At 68.6% G+C, this 19,621-nt stretch carries 13 protein-coding genes; 7 read left to right on the top strand and 6 right to left on the bottom strand.

The window, feature by feature from the left end; translation table 11 throughout:
* Window positions 1–18: 18 nt before the first annotated feature.
* Complete coding sequence (locus tag RIE08_12215) at window positions 19–4,194, bottom strand: RHS repeat-associated core domain-containing protein (GenBank protein MEQ8718365.1); 4,176 nt, start codon at window positions 4,192–4,194, stop codon at window positions 19–21.
* On the opposite strand from RIE08_12215, the gene RIE08_12220 reads away from it, so the two are divergent.
* Entirely contained in the window at window positions 4,187–4,348 is a 162-nt protein-coding gene (locus RIE08_12220; GenBank protein MEQ8718366.1) for a hypothetical protein, read from the top strand. The two genes, RIE08_12215 and RIE08_12220, sit on opposite strands and share 8 nt — an antisense overlap.
* 192 nt (window positions 4,349–4,540) lie before the next feature.
* Here the strand turns inward: RIE08_12220 and RIE08_12225 are convergent, their stop codons facing one another.
* Window positions 4,541–4,885: a metallopeptidase family protein gene (locus tag RIE08_12225; GenBank protein ID MEQ8718367.1), complete on the bottom strand. Its 345-nt coding sequence runs from the start codon at window positions 4,883–4,885 to the stop codon at window positions 4,541–4,543.
* A 40-nt stretch (window positions 4,886–4,925) separates the two neighbouring features.
* On the opposite strand from RIE08_12225, the gene RIE08_12230 reads away from it, so the two are divergent.
* Window positions 4,926–6,911, top strand: coding sequence for an ATP-dependent DNA helicase UvrD2 (locus RIE08_12230; protein ID MEQ8718368.1), 1,986 nt, complete (start codon window positions 4,926–4,928; stop codon window positions 6,909–6,911).
* 13 nt (window positions 6,912–6,924) lie between these two features.
* Here RIE08_12230 and RIE08_12235 read toward each other — a convergent pair whose 3' ends face one another.
* Window positions 6,925–7,698: an exodeoxyribonuclease III gene (locus RIE08_12235; GenBank protein ID MEQ8718369.1), complete on the bottom strand. Its 774-nt coding sequence runs from the start codon at window positions 7,696–7,698 to the stop codon at window positions 6,925–6,927.
* A 64-nt stretch (window positions 7,699–7,762) separates the two neighbouring features.
* On the opposite strand from RIE08_12235, the gene RIE08_12240 reads away from it, so the two are divergent.
* The 5 genes from RIE08_12240 to RIE08_12260 are packed head-to-tail and all read left to right on the top strand — an operon-like array spanning window position 7,763 to window position 16,699.
* The gene (locus tag RIE08_12240) at window positions 7,763–11,395 is read left to right on the top strand and encodes a multifunctional oxoglutarate decarboxylase/oxoglutarate dehydrogenase thiamine pyrophosphate-binding subunit/dihydrolipoyllysine-residue succinyltransferase subunit (GenBank protein ID MEQ8718370.1); all 3,633 of its coding nucleotides are present in this window, start codon (window positions 7,763–7,765) and stop codon (window positions 11,393–11,395) included.
* A 13-nt stretch (window positions 11,396–11,408) separates the two neighbouring features.
* Window positions 11,409–12,770: a pentapeptide repeat-containing protein gene (locus tag RIE08_12245; protein MEQ8718371.1), complete on the top strand. Its 1,362-nt coding sequence runs from the start codon at window positions 11,409–11,411 to the stop codon at window positions 12,768–12,770.
* 49 nt (window positions 12,771–12,819) lie between these two features.
* Complete coding sequence (gene ettA / locus RIE08_12250; protein ID MEQ8718372.1) at window positions 12,820–14,523, top strand: energy-dependent translational throttle protein EttA; 1,704 nt, start codon at window positions 12,820–12,822, stop codon at window positions 14,521–14,523.
* 2 nt (window positions 14,524–14,525) lie between these two features.
* Window positions 14,526–15,956: a MurT ligase domain-containing protein gene (locus RIE08_12255; GenBank protein ID MEQ8718373.1), complete on the top strand. Its 1,431-nt coding sequence runs from the start codon at window positions 14,526–14,528 to the stop codon at window positions 15,954–15,956.
* Window positions 15,953–16,699, top strand: coding sequence for a hypothetical protein (locus RIE08_12260; protein MEQ8718374.1), 747 nt, complete (start codon window positions 15,953–15,955; stop codon window positions 16,697–16,699). Before RIE08_12255 ends, RIE08_12260 begins: the two co-directional genes overlap by 4 nt.
* A gap of 15 nt (window positions 16,700–16,714) precedes the next feature.
* Here RIE08_12260 and cysC read toward each other — a convergent pair whose 3' ends face one another.
* The 3 genes from cysC to cysD are packed head-to-tail and all read right to left on the bottom strand — an operon-like array spanning window position 16,715 to window position 19,537.
* Complete coding sequence (gene cysC, locus RIE08_12265) at window positions 16,715–17,344, bottom strand: adenylyl-sulfate kinase (protein ID MEQ8718375.1); 630 nt, start codon at window positions 17,342–17,344, stop codon at window positions 16,715–16,717.
* Window positions 17,341–18,597 (bottom strand): GTP-binding protein, encoded by a 1,257-nt coding sequence (locus tag RIE08_12270; protein MEQ8718376.1) that lies wholly within the window; start codon window positions 18,595–18,597, stop codon window positions 17,341–17,343. Before RIE08_12270 ends, cysC begins: the two co-directional genes overlap by 4 nt.
* A gap of 28 nt (window positions 18,598–18,625) precedes the next feature.
* A complete protein-coding gene (gene cysD / locus RIE08_12275; GenBank protein MEQ8718377.1) occupies window positions 18,626–19,537 on the bottom strand; it encodes a sulfate adenylyltransferase subunit CysD in 912 nt (303 codons plus the stop codon).
* Window positions 19,538–19,621 lie beyond the last annotated feature (84 nt).

The raw sequence follows: 19,621 nt of genomic DNA on the forward strand, positions 1-19,621 counted from the left end.
GCGATCGACGAGTGGACCTCACACTGGAACGAGGACCCGCGACCGTTCGTGTGGACCAAGCCGGCCAACGACATCATCACCAAAGTCCGACGAGGCCGCGCCGCCCTGACCCACCAGACCAATTCCGCGACGGACCACTAGTTGCCCAAATGAGAATCCTAATCCGGTCGTTAGGGTTCCAAGGTATGTAGGAAGCGCCATTTTCGTCGCCTCAGGGCCGAGCTCGGCAAAGAACGTCCGCGTCAAGGCTTGAGTACCGAGGCCACCAAGGCCGACGGACGCAAGCCCCACAGTACCCTGAAACACGAGGCTTTCGTCGTCGGTTCGTATCCCCTCGGCGACCTGCACGGCACCAGCACCAAGGCTAGTGTATAGGACTGCCGGACCCACGACAGCTGCGCAAGTACCAGCTGTTACTACAAGACAAGCGGCTATTCCAGCGACGGCTGCTGTGAGTCCAACATAACCAGCGACTTCACCGACGCTGTCCACGTTGCATGTCCAGCTTCCGCTGCACTTGGTCTGGAGTGATTTCCAGTCGCCCGTTCCTTGGAGGTCGCATGCGAGGTTTTGGAAGTCGGCGCCGTAGAGGTTGTTGTTGCAGGCGGCGTTTACGTCGTTAGCGGAGACGTTGCCATCGTACCAGTCGGCAAGTAGGTCATTCGTGACGGCACCACCGTATTCGCTGGCCTGCCGTGCAGTGTCCAGGCGGATCACGTTGATGAGACCGACCAGAGTGCTGACGATGTCTTTGGCTGCGGCTTGGGTGGGATTGAGTAGCCGGTCTGTGTCCTGGATGCACTTGGCTTGCGCCCCAAGATCTGAGATCCGCTTGCATTCGGCGTAAGCTTCGCTCGCTATCTGGGCCGACGTGAGACCGGCGCCGCTTTGCGTCGTCGCTGGCTTCGGGGCTGCTGTTTCTGGTGGGCTCGTGTCGGGGGCCGCGTCGCGGGTGTCAACCGTGCCTTTCGGCAGCGGGTCTTCGAGTTTGCCGAGCTCCTCAGTTGCCCAGCCGGGTCCCTTCGCCGGCGACGCGGCAGCTATCCCGGTGACGTTGGCGAGGTAGTCACGCTTTGCGCATGCGCTTGAGCTCAACCCGGCCGTACATAGCGAGTGGCAGGATGCGAAGTCGTTGGCAGAACACCTGTCGAGTTTGTCGCGGAACTGCTTGTCGTTGGATTCACACAGGTCGAATGTCCCGCCGTTGGCGAGGCACTGTTCCATCGGCTGAGCTGCCATGCCGGTGGGGTCCCAGTGTTTGTTGGGGTTGGCGTTGCCGTAGAGGTACCGGTTCGTGGTCTTGGGCGAGCCGGTGTCGCCGGAGTAGGTGTCGCGGCTGGTGAAGGTGCCGGTGTCGGGGTCATACCAGCGGGCGCCCATGTTGACGAGGCCGGTTTCGGGGTCGGTGTAGTCGCCTTGGTAGCCGATGTCGGGGTTGGTGCCGGTGGATGTGACTGGTGTGCCCCACGGGTCGGTGATCTGTGTTGCGTCGGGGTTGCCGTTGGCGGGGTCGGTGAGATGTTGGAGGTCGCCGTGACGGTTCAACACTGCAAGGTTGGCGTCGGTGCCGTCATCGACCGCGAACAGCGTCCCTCCGGGCAGGCGGCTGTACCTACTGTCGCCGTCATAGGTCGGGTCGGCGTCGAAGCCGGCGAATTCGAATTCGGCTGAGGCGCCGTTTCGTTCCGCGAGGCGTCCGAGCCCGTCGTAGGTGTAGTTGACGGTCGCGGTGGGGGTTTGGACGGTGGCGAGTTCGCCGAGGCCGTTGTAGGCGTAGACGGTCTGGTCGACTCCGTCGTCGAACTCCAACAGGGTCCCGCGGGCGGTCCAGGTGTAGTCACCGTCAGGATCGGACAGGACCCGGTTGCGTTGGTCGTAGGTGAACGTTTCCACGGTCGTGTCCGGGAGCGTGACGGAGGTGCGGTTGCCGACGTCATCGTAGGCGTAGGTGGTGATGTCGGCGGTGTCGGGGTCGGCGAGGGCCCAGGCGACCGCGTTGTCGAAGAGCCGCCAGCCGGCGTCGCTCAACAGGTCGATCGCGTAGTCGCCGAGGAACCGTCCGTAGCCGACCGCTGCCCGCCTGGCGGGGGCGTTCGAGTTGTCGGCGAGCTTCTTGCCGGTGTCGTAGGTGAACGCGAGGGCTTCGCTGTTGGCGGGGTCGTGGTGGATCGCGACTTTGGCGCCGGATCCGAGGTCGGTGAGGGCGGCGTGTTGCATCGCACGGACCGTCGTGGTGGCGTCTTCGGCGCCGACGAGCGACGCGGCGAGGGGGTGGGCGGCGTCGGCGACGATGACTTCGCGTTCTGCGGCGGAGTAGGTGGCCTGGGTGTCGGTGAGTTCGTGTTCGTCCCAGGTGTGCCCCGCCAGGTTCACGACCGCGATGTCGGCGTTCTTGCCGTATTTGGTGCCGAGGTCGGCTTCGAGGACAGAGGTGGCGACCACGACGAGGTCGTAACCCGCGATCGTCTGTGACGAGTTGTCGTCGCGCACCGTCACGTTCGCCGCGAAGGACTCCTCGAGACGTGCCTGCAGGTCGTCGTCGGAGCTGTCAGGGCTCGACGCGTTGCCGACCACCAACAACACCTCGGGGGCGTCAGTGCGGGCCCACTGCGTCAACCTGTCCGCTGGGTCATAGCCATACGACGAGACGCCGCCGGCGGCCGAGTTGGCGGGCAGGTCGAGGGTTTCGTAGGTGAGGTCGCCGCGGGGGTCGAAGGCCATCCGGGTGCGGGCCTCGACGTTCGCTGCGGTGTCGGTTTGGGTGTCTTCGACGAGACGACCCACGGCGTCGTAGCCGAAGCTGCGGTCGAACGTGGTGCTGCCGTTGTCGTATTCAATGTTGGTCACGTCACCGGCGGTGTTGTATGTCCAGTCCGCGTCGAGGCCGGTCAGCGGGTCCGACAGCGTGTCGAGGAGACCGGCTGGGGTCCACGTGTAGGTGTGGGTGCCGGCGGCGTCGTCGCGTCCGGTCACACGCGCCGCGTCGTCGTAGTCGTAGGTGACGTCACCGGCGGGGCCCTTCGCGACGGCGAGCAGGCCCCGGTCGTCATAGACGAACTCCTGGTCCCCGGTGCCGGGGTGTGACACGGTAAGGATCCGTCCGACGAGGTCGTGGGTGAACTCTCGGTCACCGCCTGACAGCGAGGACTGGTCATAGAGCCGTCCGAGGCCGTCATAGACGTTGACGACGGTGACGGGGCCGGGTTGGATCTGGCTGGTGGGGAGCCCGCCGCCGTCATAGACGGTCGTGAAGGTCCGGTCCGCGACGTTGGGGTGCGCGGTCGTGGAGGGTTCGACGGTGGTTTCGGGGAGGTTCCACACGTTGTAGGTGTAGGTGGTGGTGTTGGAGTTGGCGTCGACCATGCGGGTCATGTTCCCCGCGGCGTCATAGCCGTAGCTGGTGGTCGCGGTGCCCGATGTGAGGGGTTCGTCGACGGCGGTGAGCCGTCCCAGGGCGTCGTAGGTGTAGTCGGTGTCGTTGCCCAACGGATCGGTCACCGTTGTGGGGTTGCCGTCCGCGTCGTAGGTGAAGGTCGTTTCGGCTGCGGTGTCGCCATCGGCGTCTTCGCGGCGGATCACGGTTTGGCGTCCGGCCATGTCGTAGTCGTACTCGGTGGCGCGGCCGAGGGCGTCTTCGACGTCTTGGAGCCGCCCGAGACGGTCGTAGCGGTAGTCGACGGTGCGCCCGTCGGGGTCCGTCACCGACGCGGGGTAGCCCAACGAGTCGTAGGTGGTGGTGGTCCACACCGCGGTGCCCGACACCCGTGGGACTGACTCGCCGGTGGGGCGGCCCAAGATGTCGTAGGTGTAGTCGGTGATGAAGTCTTCGTCGGCCACGGTGTGGGTGCCGCCGCCGACTGCGATGGATTGGGGGCGGACTTCTTGGGTCATCGATGTGCGGCGATACAGCGTGTCGTAGGTGTAGGTGGTGACCGCCCCGGTGGGGTCGGTGACCGATTCGACGTTGCCCAACAGGTCATAGGTGAACGTGGTGACGCCGCGGCCGTCGCCGACACGGGCTTCGGGGTCGGTCTGGGTCAATCTGTGACCGAGGTCGTCGTAGGTGAAGTCGGTCGTGTACCCGCGGCGGTCGGTGAACGCGGTGACCCGGCCGACGTCGTCGTAGTCGTAGCCCTCGGTTGGGGTGATGTTCGATCCGCCGCCGGGCGGGCTGTAGGTCGGACACGTGACCACGTCGGGGCGGCCCGCGTCGTCGAAGTCGGTGACGACCGTGTTGCCGTTGGGGTCGGTCGTATGGGTGCGCTCGGACCACCACTACCTCGGCGAACTCATCGGCGCCCTCCAACACGAACCCAGGTCCGGCGCGGACAACGAAGACGGCCTGTAGGGCCACCCGCACGCCACAAACCGGCCGATCGCGAGGGAGCGTCCGGCGCTCCCATCACCGGCGAGTAGCACCATCGACGCTGGCGGGGTCCGCCCGGCGTCAGGGCTGCAGACCGGCCCGCACCCGGGCTGAGCGTGGGATCCGTCTCAGGCCCCAGCGCTCGGAAAATACGTGCTGGGGGAAGCCCGCTGTTCAGCCCCAGCCGAGCTCGTGGAGACGGTCGTCCTCGATCCCGAAGTGGTGGGCGACCTCGTGCACCACGGTCACGCCGACCTCGTCCACGACGTCCTGTTCGGTCTCGCAGATCGCACAGATGGCGAGGCGGTAGATGGTGATGCGGTCGGGCATCGCGAGGCCGCCGTACTCGCCGCGTTCGGTGAGGGGGATCCCCTCGTAGAGACCGAGCAGGGTCGGGTCGTCGGCAGCGTCCTCGATGAACACGGCGACGTTGTCCATGAGCTCCCACAGCGCGTCCGGGATGGCGTCGAGTGCCTCGCTCACCAGTTCGTTGAAGCGGGCCTCCGGTACGACGAGCACGGCCGACAGGTTACGGCGCCCCTCGCTAGTGTCGACGTCGATGACGGACGCGCCCATCCACCCCGGTTTCCTCGACGGGCTCGACCGCCACCAACTCGAAGCCGTGACCGATCCGGCCACGCCCATGCGCATCATCGCCGGCGCCGGGAGCGGGAAGACCCGCGTGCTGACCCGCCGCATCGCCCACAGCGTCCAGAGGGGAGCCGCCGACGCGAACCACGTCGTCGCCGTGACGTTCACGCGCCGCGCCGCGCTCGAACTGCGACGGCGGCTCAACTCGCTGGGGCTGCGCGACGACGTGACCGCCGGGACCTTCCACTCCCTGGCCTGGGCCCAGCTCCACGACCTGTGGGACGAGCGCAACATCCGAGCGCCCGAACTGATCGAACGCCCCACGCGCACGATCGCGAAGTTGATGCCCGCCGCGCTGCGGGACCACGCGGGCGAGGTCGCCGCCGAGATCTCCTGGGCCGGCGCGCGGGCGATCGAACCCGACGGCCTCGCGGAGGCACGGCGCATCACCGGCCGCGACGCCAAGCTGCCGGCCGAGACCGTCGCCGCCGTCTGGCGGGACTACGCGGAGACCAAACGTGTCGGTCGCCTCATCGACTTCGACGACGTCCTACGGCTCGCCACCGCCGCGGTGATGGGCGACGAGGACCATGCCCGGACCCTGCGGTGGCGTTGGCGGCACTTCTTCGTCGACGAGTTCCAGGACCTCAACCGCCGCCAGCTGCGACTCCTGCGGGCCTGGCTCGGCGACCGCTCGGATCTGTGCGTCGTCGGCGATCCGCGCCAGGCCATCTACTCGTGGAACGGGGCCGACGCCCGCTATCTCACCCGCCTCGACGAGATGCTCCCGGGGCTCACGACCATCGAGCTGGGCACCAACCACCGCTCCAGCGCCCAGGTCGTGGCCTGCGGCCACGCCGTGGTCTCGCCCCACGGCGGCATCCCCCCGACGGCGAGCTCGGGACCGGGGCCGATACCGGTGGTCCACCGCTACGACAACGACCAGTCCGAGGCGACCCACCTGGCGCGGCGAATCCGGGACCGGCACCGCCCCTCGGAGCCGTGGTCGATCCAGGCGGTCCTCGTGCGGACCCACGCCCAGGCCGCGCCGATCGTGACCGCTCTGTCGCGGGCACGGATACCCCACCGCCTGCGGGGCACCCGTGCGTTGCTCGCGCGACCGGCCGTCGCGCGCTGGCTCCGCGACGACGGGTCAGCGAGACGGCCACTCGTCGAAGCCCTGCGCGACCTGACCGACGATGTCGCCGCCCTCAGCCGCGACGGGGACGAGGAGGCGGCCGCCGACCTCGGCCTCATCGCCGAGTTGGCCTCCGAGCACCTGATCGGCGACCCCGACGCCACCGTCGCCGCGTTCGCCGCGCTCCTACGCGCCGGCGCCGAACCCGACCTCGCCCCCGGCTCCACCGACGCCGTCGACGTCGTGACGTTCCACTCGGCGAAGGGCCTCGAGTGGCCGATAGTGCACATCGCCGGCCTCGAGGTCGGATTCTGTCCCATCTCCCACGCCCGCACCGACGCGCAACTCGAGGAGGAACGACGACTCGTCCACGTGGCGATCACGCGCGCCGAGCGGGAACTCCATCTCTCCTGGGCGGCGAACCGGCGCTTCGGCGATCACACGGTCGAACGACGGCGGTCGCCCTACCTCGACGACGTGGACCGGGCCCTGGCGCGGATGGGGGTCGGGGCGGCCACGGCGGACCGTGGAGCCGTACGGCGCGCGCGGCGACGCATGGACGAACGGGTCGCCGCCACCGAGACCGCACCGACGCCGTCCTCGGCAATCCTCGAAGAGCTGATCGACTGGCGTTCGCGTGTGGCGCGCGGCGCGGATGTCGCGGCCGGCGCGGTCATCGACGACGGCGCCCTGGCGGCGATCGCCCGGGCCATGCCGGACACGACCGAGACGCTCGCAACCGTCGCCGGGCTGGGCGCTCCCCGACTGCGACGGCTGGGCCCGGCGATCCTCGAGATCGTGGAACGCCACCGCTGAGGCGGGCGGCGGTTCAGGCGAAGTCGGCGACCACCGGGGCGTGGTCCGATGGCTTGGTGCCCTTGCGGGCGTTGCGGTCGACCATCACCCAGCGCAGGCGCTCGCGCAGCGGCGCCGTGACCAGGACGTGGTCGATGCGCATCCCCTCACGCTTGTGGAACCTGCCCGCCTTGTAGTCCCAGTAGGTGAACAGGCCCTCGGCGTCGGGATGGGTCTCGCGCAACGTGTCGTGCATGCCCCAGTCGAGGAGCGATTCGAAAGCGGACCGCTCGGGTTCGGAGACGTGGGTGAGCCCGTCGAAGACCCGCCGGTCCCAGACATCGACGTCCGAGGGGGCGATGTTGAAGTCGCCCACCACCGCGACCTCGTCGCGAGGGTCGAGTGCGGCGTCGAGGTGGGCGCGCAGGCGTGCGAGCCACTCGAGCTTGTAGGTGTAGTGGTCGTCGTCGAGCGCCCGGCCGTTCGGGACGTACGCGCTCGCGATCCTCACCCCACCACAGGTGGCCCAGACGATGCGTGCGTCGGTGTCGGCCCCTCCCCCGTCGGCGAAGTCCACCGCCGGGTCGCTCAGCCCGACCCGCGACAAGATGGCCACCCCGTTCCACTGTCCCTGACCGTGGTGGGTGGACGAGTAGCCCAGCGACTCGAAGGCCAGTGCCGGGAACGCGTCGTCGGCCAGTTTCGTCTCCTGGAGGCAGACGACGTCAGGCTGCACGGCCCGCAGCCACTCCTCGACACGGGGCATCCGGGCGTTCAGCGAGTTGACATTCCAGGTCACGATCCGCACGCCGCGGAGACTACCTGCGCCGGACCGGAAGAACCCGCCTCCGGGGAAACCTACACTCGGCCCCGTGACCGACCCAGCAGCCATCGGACCCAACGCCTGGCTCGTCGACGAGATGCGGGAGCGTTTCGACGCCGACCCGGCCTCCGTCGACGGAAGCTGGCGTGCGCTGTTCACCAACGGTGAGGGGCCAGCGGCGGACGACCCGAAGAACCCCGGCGCGTCGGCGCCGCAGCCTGTGGCGCCGACGACCGACCCGAAGAAGGACGCCTCCGCGCCGAAACCTGCGACGCCGGCCGGCGAACCCGCCCCCAGCGCCGATTCCACCCCCGGTGAGGTGATCCGGGGCGTCGGCGCCCGGATCGTCGAGAACATGGAGGCCAGCCTCGAGATCCCCACGGCCACCAGCTTCCGCGAGGTCCCCGCCCGGCTGCTCGAGGTCAACAGGGGCATCGTGAACGGCTACCTCGGGCGCTCCGGGGGCGGCAAGGTCTCCTACACCCACCTCATCGGCTACGCCGTCGTGCGCGCGGTCGCCGACCACGTCCCACGGATGAACGCCGTCTTCCACCGTGACGCGGAGGGCGCACCGCGCGTCGAGCGCCCCGAACACGTCGGACTCGGCATCGCCGTGGACATCGAGAAGTCCGACGGTTCACGGTCTCTGCTCGTGCCGTGCATCCGCGACGCGGACACGCTCGACTTCGCGGAGTTCGTGGACCGCTACGAGAAGCTGATCGGCAAGGTCCGGGCCAACAAGTTGAGCCCGGACGACTTCGCCGGGACCACCGTCACGCTCACCAACCCCGGGACGATCGGGACCTACCAGTCGGTGCCGCGCCTCATGCCCGGCCAGGGGCTCATCGTCGGCGTCGGTGCGATCAACTACCCGACCGGGTTCCAGGCGGCCGACCGCCACACGCTCGCGGAAATCGGCGTCTCCCGTGTGGTCACGCTCACCTCCACCTACGACCATCGGATCATCCAGGGGGCCGAGTCGGGCCTGTTCCTCAAGACCGTGCAGGAACTGCTCCTCGGCGACCATGACTTCTACGCCGACGCGTTCAGGGCCATCGGCGTCCCCTACGAGGCCGTCAAGTGGCGCACCGACGTCATGCCCACCGACCGCGAAGACGGCATGCTCGAAAAGCAGGTGATGGTCAACACCCTGGTCCACATGTACCGGGTGCGGGGTCATCTGATCGCGAATCTCGACCCGCTCGGCCTCAAGGGCCGCGGCATGCACGCCGAGTTGGACCCGGCCACCTACGGACTGACCATCTGGGACCTCGAACGGGAGTTCCTCGCGACCGGCCTGTTGGACTCACCCCACGGCGACGACAAGGAACGCCACCAGCTCGCCGACATCTTGAAGATCGTGCGCGACGCCTACTGCCGCAGCATCGGCGTCGAATACATGCACATCCAGGAGTACGACGAGAAGCGCTGGATCCAACAACAGGTCGAGGGCGTCGACACGAGCCTCGAGCTCGACGAGAAGTTGCACATCCTGGACCGCCTGAACGCCGCGGAGGCCTTCGAGAAGTTCCTCGCGGCCAAGTACGTCGGTCAGAAGCGGTTCGGTCTCGAGGGCGCCGAGAGCGCCATCCCGATCCTCGACGCGCTCCTGGGCGACGCCGCCGACGCAGGGCTCGACTCGGCGGTCATGGGTATGGCGCACCGGGGCCGTCTGAACGTGCTGGTGAACATCGTCGGCAAGTCCTTCGAGAAGCTCTTCGGCGAGTTCGAGGGACAGCTCGACGCCACGTCCATCCAGGGATCCGGCGACGTGAAGTACCACCTCGGCCAGACCGGGACGTTCCGGAGCCGCAACGACAACGAGATTCGGCTCGACCTCGCCGCCAACCCATCCCACCTCGAAGCCGTCGACCCTGTCGTGATAGGCATGGCGCGGGCCCGCCTCGATGAGCTCGACAACCCGCCGGGAGACCCCGTTCTGCCGCTGCTCGTCCACGGAGACGCCGCCTTCGCCGGCCAGGGGGTCGTGGCCGAGACACTGGCCATGTCGCAGATCCCGGGCTATCGCGTCGGGGGAACTGTGCACCTGATCGTGAACAACCAGGTCGGGTTCACGACGACGCCGGACGCCGCGCGCTCGAGCACGTACGCGACAGACGTCGCCCGGATGGTCCAGGCGCCGATCTTCCACGTGAACGGCGACGACCCCGAGGCGTGTGTGCGGGTCGCCCATCTCGCGTTCGAGTACCGCCAGAGGTTCCGCAAGGACGTCGTCATCGACATGTGGTGCTACCGGCGCCACGGCCACAACGAGGGCGACGACCCGAGCTACACCCAGCCGCTCATGTACCGCCGGATCGAGGAGAAGCGCACGGTCCGCGAGCTCTACGTCGAGTCGCTCGTCGCGCGCGGCGACATCTCCTCAGAAGAGGAGGAGCAGGCGATGGAGTCGTTCCGCTCCCTGCTCCAGAGCAAGCTCGAGATGACCCGGGACCGCCCCGACGAACCCTCCGTCCAGCTGCGTCAACCGAGACCCCGCGGTGTCCTCCCACCCGCGCAGACGGCGGTGTCACGCGAGGTCCTGGACCGGATCTACGCGGCCCTGGCGACGGTGCCGGACGATTTCACGGTCCATCCCAAGCTCGCCAGGCAGTTCGAGACGCGCGACGCACGTTTCCACGACGACGAGGTGGCCGACTGGGCGATGGGCGAGGCCTTCGCGTTCGGCTCCCTGCTCCTGGACGGTGTCTCGGTGCGCGTGGCCGGCCAGGACAGCCGACGCGGCACGTTCTCGCACCGCCACTCGACCCTCGTCGACAACCGTGACGAGACCGAATATCAGCCACTCACGGCCCTGGCCGAGCCCCCGACACGCTTCCGCATCTACGACTCGTTGCTGTCGGAGTACGCGGCCCTCGGTTTCGAGTACGGCTACACGGTGACCGACAAGAACTCACTGGTGGTGTGGGAGGCGCAGTTCGGCGATTTCGTCAACGGCGCCCAGATCATCATCGACCAGTTCATCGTCGCCGCCGAGGACAAGTGGAAGCAGACATCGGGCCTCGTGATGCTGCTCCCGCACGGCTACGAGGGGCAGGGGCCCGAACACTCCTCGGGCCGCATCGAGCGCTTCCTGATCCTGTGCGCCGAGGACAACATCCAGGTCGCGTACCCGTCGACCGCATCACAGCTCTTCCACGTCCTGCGCCGCCAGATGGTGCGGGACGTCCGCAAACCGCTCGTCATGTTCACCCCGAAATCGCTGCTGCGGGCACGCTCGGCGCAGTCGCCGCTGTCGGAGTTCACCCACGGGACCTTCCGCGAGGTGCTGCCCGACCCCCATGCGCCCGAGCCCGAGACGGTCGAACGGATCGTCTTCTGCACCGGCAAGGTCGGTCACGACGCCATCAGCGAACGCGACGAATCCGGAGCCGTCGCTGCGGTCGTGCGCGTCGAGCAGCTGTACCCGTGGCCGACGGGGTCCGTCGCCGAGCAACTCGCCGAGTACCCCAACGCTCGCGAGATCGTGTGGCTGCAGGAGGAACCCGAGAACATGGGGGCCTGGAACTTCGTCAAGGGGCACCTCTACGGCCCCTACGAGGACACGCACCGGATCTGGAGGGTCAGCCGGGCCGAGTCCGGCGCGCCCGCAACCGGCTCCGCCCGTATCCACGCAGCCGAGCAGAGCGACCTGCTCAGCCGGGCCTTCGCCGCGGACTGAACCGGTGCCGGTCGTGAACACGACACCAGCGCCCGCACACGGACGCGCCCGGCTGGTCGTCGCCGCGGCAGCGACCGCAGTCGTGTGGACGCTGGCGATCCTCGCGGTCACCACCGACGCAGTCATCGAGTGGACGGCCGACACGTGCGCGGACACCGCATGTGCGCCCGAAGCCGAGGCTTCGCTGGCCGATGCCCGCGCGACCGACCGCCTGTCCCGGGTCCTGGTGCTCGCCGCCGCCACGGCCGCCTCCGCTGTCATCGGAGGCGGCCTCGCCCGCACCGTGCGCTCGGAGCGCCGCCAGGAGGCCGAGACGCGCCGCGAGAGCGAGGCGGCTCGCCGACGGGCCCGCCGCGACTTCGACGATGCGGCCGCCACCCTTTCCGGCGTCGAACCCACGACGGCACGGGCCCTGCTCGAACGCCTCGACCGCGCCACGGACGCCGACCCGGTCCTCGACGGCGAGTTCGGTCGGATCACCTCTGGCGTCATCCGCCACTGGGACCGGTGCCGGCGAAGGTCCGATCCTGACGAAGCCGCCGAGTGGTGGGACACCCTCACCGAAGCCGTGGCGATGATCGCCGAGCGGGACCGCCCCACTCCGATCGACCTCTCCGACACCGACCTCGACGGGCTACGCCTCCAACCCGGAGGTTCACTGGCCGGTGCCGTCCTGCGGGACGTGGTCCTCACCGAGGCGGGTCTCGACGAGATCGACCTCTCCGGAGCGGACCTCACCGGGGCGCGCCTGACCGGCGCCCACCTGCAGCACTCACGACTCCACGGGGCCGTGCTGGAACGGGCCGACGTCGCCGTGGCCGTACTGCGCAACGCAGACCTCATGGCGATCGCGGCGACCCGGGCGGACTTCGACAGGTCCGACCTTCGGGACTGCGATCTCTCACTCGCGCACTGTCGCAACGCCTCGTTCCTGCGCGCCGACCTGTCGGGGGCGAACGCCTCGCACGCGGACTTCACCCGTTCGCGCCTGCACCGGGCCGACCTGACCCGAACGACGCTGACGGGCGCCACGCTGACCGAATGCGACCTCCGCGGTGCCATCCTCGTCGGCGCCGACCTGAGCGGAGCGGTACTCGTCGGTGCCGACCTCGCGGGCGCGGACCTGCGCGGCGCGGACCTGCGCGGGGCCGACCTCGGCGGTATCTGGCTCGGCGGGGCCGTCCACGACGGGACCACCCGCTGGCCCGCCGGATTCGTACCCGCCGGCTCGGCGGTCGCTGACGACCCACCGATCCCGACCGGTGTCGACGATCCCCTGCCACCGAACGAGTTCTGGGACGCGACGTCCGCCCCGGAACCGGAGGAGAACGGCGCCGGTCTCACCACCGACGCCGACCGGGCTGAACACATCTGACCTCCACCCGTCGGGTGGGACAGTGCCACCCAGATGGAAGACTGACGTCGTGAACGCCGAATACATCTTCACGATGCGCAACCTCAGCCGATTCGTCCCCCCGGATCGTGACGTCCTGCGCGACATCACCCTCGCCTTCATCCCGGGCGCCAAGATCGGCGTCATCGGCGCCAACGGATCGGGCAAGTCCACGCTGCTGCGGATCATGGCCGGCCTCGACGAGGACTTCACCGGAGAGGCACGGCTCAGCCCCGGATTCACCGTCGGACTCCTCGAACAGGAACCTGTCCTCGATCCGGACAAGACCGTTCACGGCAACGTCATGGACGGTGTCGGCGCCACCGCGGCGCTGCTCAGCGAGTACGACGAGGTCCTCGCCGGGTGGTCGGACCCCGACGCCGACTTCGACAAGCTCGGCGCCCGCCAGGCCGAGCTCGAGAAATCGATCGAAGCCGCCGGCGCCTGGGACCTGCAGCGGACCATCGAGATCGCCATGGACGCGCTGCGGCTGCCACCCGCCGACGCCGAGGTGACGACGCTGTCCGGCGGCGAGAGGAGGCGGGTCGCCCTGTGCCGCCTGCTTCTCGCCCGACCCGACCTCCTCCTGTTGGACGAGCCCACGAACCACCTCGACGCGGAGTCCGTCGCGTGGCTCGAACGAACGCTGCAGGACTATCCCGGCACCGTCGTCGCGATCACCCACGACCGGTACTTCCTCGACAACGTCGCCGAATGGATCCTCGAGCTCGAGAACGGTCGGGGACGGCCGTTCAAGGGCAACTACTCGCAGTGGCTGGACCAGACCAGGTCACGGCTCGAAGCCGAGGACAAGGCGGACTCGGCCCGGGCCAAGACGCTGCAGCGGGAACTCGAATGGGTGCGGATGGCCCCCCGGGCACGCCAGGCGAAGTCCAAGGCGCGCCTCGGTGCCTACGAGAAGCTCCTGGCCGAGGCCAAGGAGGCCGAGGGCCGATCCAGCAAGCTGGAGATCACGATCCCCGTCGACACCCGCCTCGGTGACCTGGTGGTCGAAGCCGAGAACGTGATGAAGGGCTACGACGACCGGCTCCTGATCGACGACCTGTCGTTCTCACTCCCACCGGCGGGCATCGTCGGCGTGGTCGGACCCAACGGTGCCGGCAAGACGACGCTGTTCAGAATGCTGACCGGATCGCCCGAAGGAGTCGAGGGAACGGTCGCCGAACCCGACGCCGGCACCATCCGCATCGGGCCCACGGTCGAGCTGGGCTACGTCGACCAGAGCCGCGACGCCCTCGTCGCCGACCGGACGGTGTACGAGGAGATCACCGACGGAGCCGACGTGCTCCACGTCGGCGGTCGTGAGGTCAACGGCCGCGCGTACGTCGCCTCGTTCAACTTCCGCGGCTCCGACCAACAGAAGCTCGTCGGTGACCTCTCCGGAGGCGAGCGCAACCGGGTCCAACTCGCCAAGGTGCTCAAGTCCGGCGCCAACCTGCTCCTGCTCGACGAGCCGACCAACGATCTCGACGTGGACACGCTGCGCGCGCTCGAGGACGGCCTCGAGGCGTTCCCGGGCTGCGCCGTCATCATCAGCCACGATCGCTGGTTCCTGGACCGCATCGCGACCCACATCCTCGCGTTCGAGGGCGACTCCCAGGTGCGCTGGTTCGAAGGCAACTACTCCGAGTACTCCGAGTTCCGACATCGCGAGCTCGGCGCCGAGGCCGACCAGCCCCACCGCATCGCCTACAAGCCGCTGACCCGGAACTGACCGTGGCGGCGGGTCCTGTGCGTGGACGGCGGGCGACGCCGTCGGGGCTCCACGCTGTGCGATCGACTGCGGCCCGCACCCTCGCAGACGCCGCCGGATCGCTCTCCCGCAGGCTCGGCCGGGGCGGCGGGACCGCCTTGCCGGGACGCATCCTGTTGGCACTGTCCCCTGACGCGGTCGAAGGTCTGAGCCGTTCGCTCGCCGACGGCGCGGTGGTCGTGTCCGCGACGAACGGCAAGACGACGACGACACGCCTCATCGTCGCCGCAGCTGAGGCCGACGGGCGCGTCGTGTCGACGAACAGGGCCGGTTCCAACCTTCTGCGCGGCGTCGCCACCACGCTCCTCGCGGATCGGCGGCGCCGACCACGACCCTCGCTCGGGGTGTTCGAGGTCGACGAGGCGGCCCTGCCGTCGGTCCTCGAGAGGGTGGACGTGCGCGTGGTCGTCCTCATGAATCTGTTCCGAGACCAGCTCGACCGGTACGGAGAACTCGAGAATCTGGTCACGCGGTGGCGGCATGCCGTCTCCTCGCTCGATCCGGGGACCCGGATCGTCGCCAACGCCGACGACCCGGCTGTGGCCACCATCGCCGCCCGTCACGATCTGGTCACGTGGTTCGGCATCGATGACCCCCGCGTCGGCCGCGACTCCCTGCCCCACGCAGCCGACGCCGTCCGGTGTCGCACCTGTGGGTCGCGGCTGGTCCACGACCTGGTCACCGTCGGACATCTCGGCCACTGGCGCTGCCCCGAAGGCCACGAACGCCGTCCCGACCCCGACGTGTCGGTCACCCGGGTGGGTCTGCACGGCGTGGAACGGGTGACCGCCACCATCGCCGTCGGGTCCGACCACGCCGAGATCGACGTCGCCCTCCCCGGCCTGCACAACGTCTACAACGTGGCGGCGGCGCTGGCGACGGCACACAGCCTCGGTATAGGCACCGACGTCGCCGCCGCGGCGATCGACGCGACGCCGGCCGCTTTCGGGCGCGCCGAGAGGATCAGCGTGGCGGACACGGACCTGGTGATCCTCCTCGCGAAGAACCCGACCGGGGCCAACGAGAACGTCCGCACCGTCGCATCGACCGACGGACCGCTCCACCTGCTCATCTCGCTCAACGACCGTACGGCGGACGGCCGCGACGTGTCGTGGATCTGGGATGTCGACTGGGAGCCGATTCTGGGCCGCGCCGCCCATGTCACCGTCACCGGAGACCGAGCCCACGACCTCGCGCTGCGGTTCCGCTACGCGGACACCCCTCCGGCGGCGGTGACGGTCGAACCGTCCGTCAGCGACGCGCTCGACAGCGCGCTCGCCCATGCCGGCCCCGGCGGGACCCTCTACGCCCTGCCCACCTACACCGCGATGTTGGACCTGCGCGCCGAACTGGTCCGTCGCGGCGTCGTCGACAACTTCTGGGCGGACCGGTGACGGCGACCATCCGGCTGTGCCACCTGTACCCCCGTGAGATGAACATCTACGCGGACCGCGGCAACATCGCCGTGTTCCGACGCCGGTCGCAGTGGCGCGACATCGCCCTCGAGGTGGTCGAGGCCGGACCCGGAGACCCGATCGACCCGGGGGCACACGACCTCTTCTACCTCGGCGGCGGCCAGGACCGCGACCAGGCGGCGGTCGCGGAGGACCTCGTCGCGACCAAGGCGGACGCGCTCCGATCCGCATTCGCGGACGGCGCCGTCGGGTTCTTCGTGTGTGGGGGCATCCAGCTCGCGGGCCACCGCTACGTGGCGGTCGACGGGTCGACGATGACCGGTATCGGTGTCCTGGACCTCGAGACGCGTGCCGAACCGGATCGACTCATCGGTGACGTCGTCGCCGAAGCGACGCTGAACGGCGAGACCGAGACGGTGGTCGGCTACGAGAACCACGCCGGGCGCACCGAGCTCGGCGCGGGCGCCGAACCGTTCGCTCGGGTGATCACCGGCCACGGCAACAACGGGGCCGACGGGACCGAGGGGGCGGTCTCGGGACGGGTGCTCGGCACCTACCTCCACGGCCCGCTGCTACCCAGGAACCCGTGGCTGGCCGACACGCTGCTCGGATGGGCGCTGCAGCACGGCACGGGCGAGACCGTCCATCTCACGGCACTCGACGACGACCTGGAACAGCGGGCCCGCGAGGTCGCCCGGCGCAGGGCCGGAGTCCGCCGCTGAGCGGGGTCCCACCGCTCACGCGTCGGGTTCGGTGATTCTCCTGACGGCCTCGATGACCATCGCCACCTGGGAATCCAGGTCTCCGTCGTCGGGCGTCAACCACAGTTCGGGGGCCTCCGGCGCCTCGTAGGGGTCGTCGATGCCGGTGAAACCGGTGATCTCGCCGGCCCGGGCCTTCGCGTAGAGGCCCTTCGGGTCCCGCCGTTCGCAGACTTCGATCGGGGTGTCGACGAAGACCTCGATGAAGTCGAGACCGGCGACCTCGTGTATCCGCCGCGCCCGACCTCGCGCATCGCGGTACGGGCTTATGAGCGGAACCAGTGCGACGACTCCGGCATCGGCGAAGAGTCGGGCGACCTCCGAGACGCGTCGTACGTTCTCGTCTCGATCCGACGCGGTGAAGCCGAGGTCCGCATTCAGGCCGTGACGGAGGTTGTCACCATCGAGCAGGTAGGCCGGCGCACCGCTGTCGACGAGGGCGGCCTCGACGGCGACGGCAAGGGTCGACTTCCCGGACCCCGAGAGACCGGTGAACCAGACCGTGGCGCCACGATGACCGATCGAGGTCCAGCGTCCGGCCCGCGGAAACGCAGACTCGTGCCATACGACGTTGGGGCTGCGGTCCCCCGTCGACGGCCCCGTCACGACGACGGCGGCAGGATCATCCCCGCACCCATCGTCGCGTGGGTCGTCTCGTCGACGAGGATGAAGCTCCCGGTCAGGCGATTGCGGCGGTACTCGTCGTGGAACAGCGGTTGAGTGGTCCTCAGCCGGACACGTCCGATCTCGTTCAGCGACAGCGAATCCGCCGCTTCGTCACGGTGCAGTGTGTTGACGTCCAGGCGGTATCGCAGATCCTCGACGAGGGCTCGCGCCCAGCGGGTCGTGTGCTTGATGGCGTACTTGGCACGGGGCCGGAGCTCGCTCTGTTCGCTCATCCAGCAGATCATCGCGTCGATGTCCTGACCGACGTGAGGCCGATTGTTCACCCGGCACAACATGTCGCCGCGCGAGATGTCGATGTCGTCGGTGAGGCGCACGGCGACGGACATGGGCGGAAAAGCCTCGTCGATCGGGCCGTCGGGGCCGTCGATGGCGGCGATGGTCGTCGTGAAACCGGATGGAAGCGCCACGACCTCGTCGCCCACCTTGAGGACCCCACCGGACACGCCGCCTGCGTAGCCGCGGTAGTCGTGGTGCTCGTCGCTCTGAGGGCGCAGGACGTACTGGACGGGGAAGCGGGTGTCGATGAGGTTGCGGTCCGAGGCGATGTGGACCTCCTCGAGGTGGTGCAGCAACGACGGCCCGTCGTACCACGCCATGTTGGCGGACCGTTCCACGACGTTGTCGCCGTGCAGAGCCGACACCGGCACGACGGTGAGGTCGTTGATGTCGAGCTTCATCGCGAAGGCCCGGAACTCCTCGCGCACCTTCTCGAACGCCGCGCGGTCGTAGTCGACGAGGTCCATCTTGTTGACGCAGAGCACGAGGTGCGGAATCCGCAGCAGCGACGACAGGAACGCGTGCCGCCGGGACTGTTCGACCACCCCGTTGCGCACGTCGACCAGCACCAGCGCGAGATCCGCCGTGGACGCCCCGGTGACCATGTTGCGGGTGTACTGAATGTGCCCCGGGGTGTCCGCGATGATGAACTTCCGGCGCGGCGTAGCGAAGTACCGGTAGGCGACGTCGATCGTGATCCCCTGCTCGCGCTCCGCCTTGAGGCCGTCGGTCAACAGGGCGAGGTTCGTGTAGTCGCTGCCCATCTGGACGCTGGTGCGCTCCACCGCGTCGAGCTGATCCTCGAAGATCGACTTCGAGTCGAAGAGCAGCCGTCCGATCAACGTCGACTTCCCGTCGTCGACCGAACCCGCCGTCGCCAACCGCAACATCTCCATCAGAAGTACCCCTCCGTACGCGCTGCCATCAGAAGTACCCCTCCCGCTTGCGGTCCTCCATGGCCGACTCGGAGAACCGGTCGTCCGCCCGGGTGGCGCCGCGTTCGGTGATCCGGGTCGCTGCGACCTCGGCGATTATGTCGGCGGTCGTCGACGCGGAGGACTCCACCGCTCCGGTACAGCTCATGTCGCCCACGGTGCGGTAGCGAACCGTCTCCTCGTAGGGCTCCTCGCCGTCCATCAGTGAGATGTACGGCCCGGTCGACAGGAGCATCCCGTCGCGCTCGAACACCTCCCGGCGGTGCGCGTAGTAGATCGACGGCAGGTCGATGTTCTCCTCGTCGACGTACTGCCAGATGTCGAGCTCGGTCCAGTTGGAGATGGGGAACACGCGGATGTGCTCGCCCTTGCGGGTGTGGCCGTTGTAGAGGTTCCACAGCTCGGGCCGCTGGTTCTTCGGATCCCACTGGCCGAAGTCGTCGCGGAAGCTGAAGACGCGTTCTTTGGCTCGTGCCTTCTCCTCATCGCGGCGTCCGCCGCCGAACACGGCATCGAAGTCGTATTCCGCGATCGCATCGAGCAGGGTGGTCGTCTGCAGGCGGTTGCGGGTGCCCCTCGGTCCCGTTTCCTCGGCCACCCGACCGGAGTCGATCGACTCCTGCACCGAGGCGACGATGAGACGCCCTCCCACCGACTCGACCAGGCGGTCACGGAACTCGAGGACCTCGGGGAAGTTGTGACCCGTGTCGACGTGCATGATCGGAAAGGGGATGCGGCAGGGCCGGAACGCCTTGACCGCGAGCTGGACCATCACCACCGAGTCCTTGCCACCGGAACACAACAGGACCGGTCGTTCGAACTCGGCGGCCACCTCACGCATGATGTGGATCGATTCCGCTTCGAGAGTCCGCAGGTGCGACAACTCATATGACATGGTCATAGAGGCTACGCGGGGCCCAGACCGATGGTGGACATCACCTCGTCGACACAGCGACCCGCGCCGGACGGTCGCCGAGTCACCGCA

The sequence above is a fragment of the Acidimicrobiales bacterium genome, from assembly GCA_040219085.1.
GTDB lineage: Bacteria > Actinomycetota > Acidimicrobiia > Acidimicrobiales > JAVJTC01 > JAVJTC01.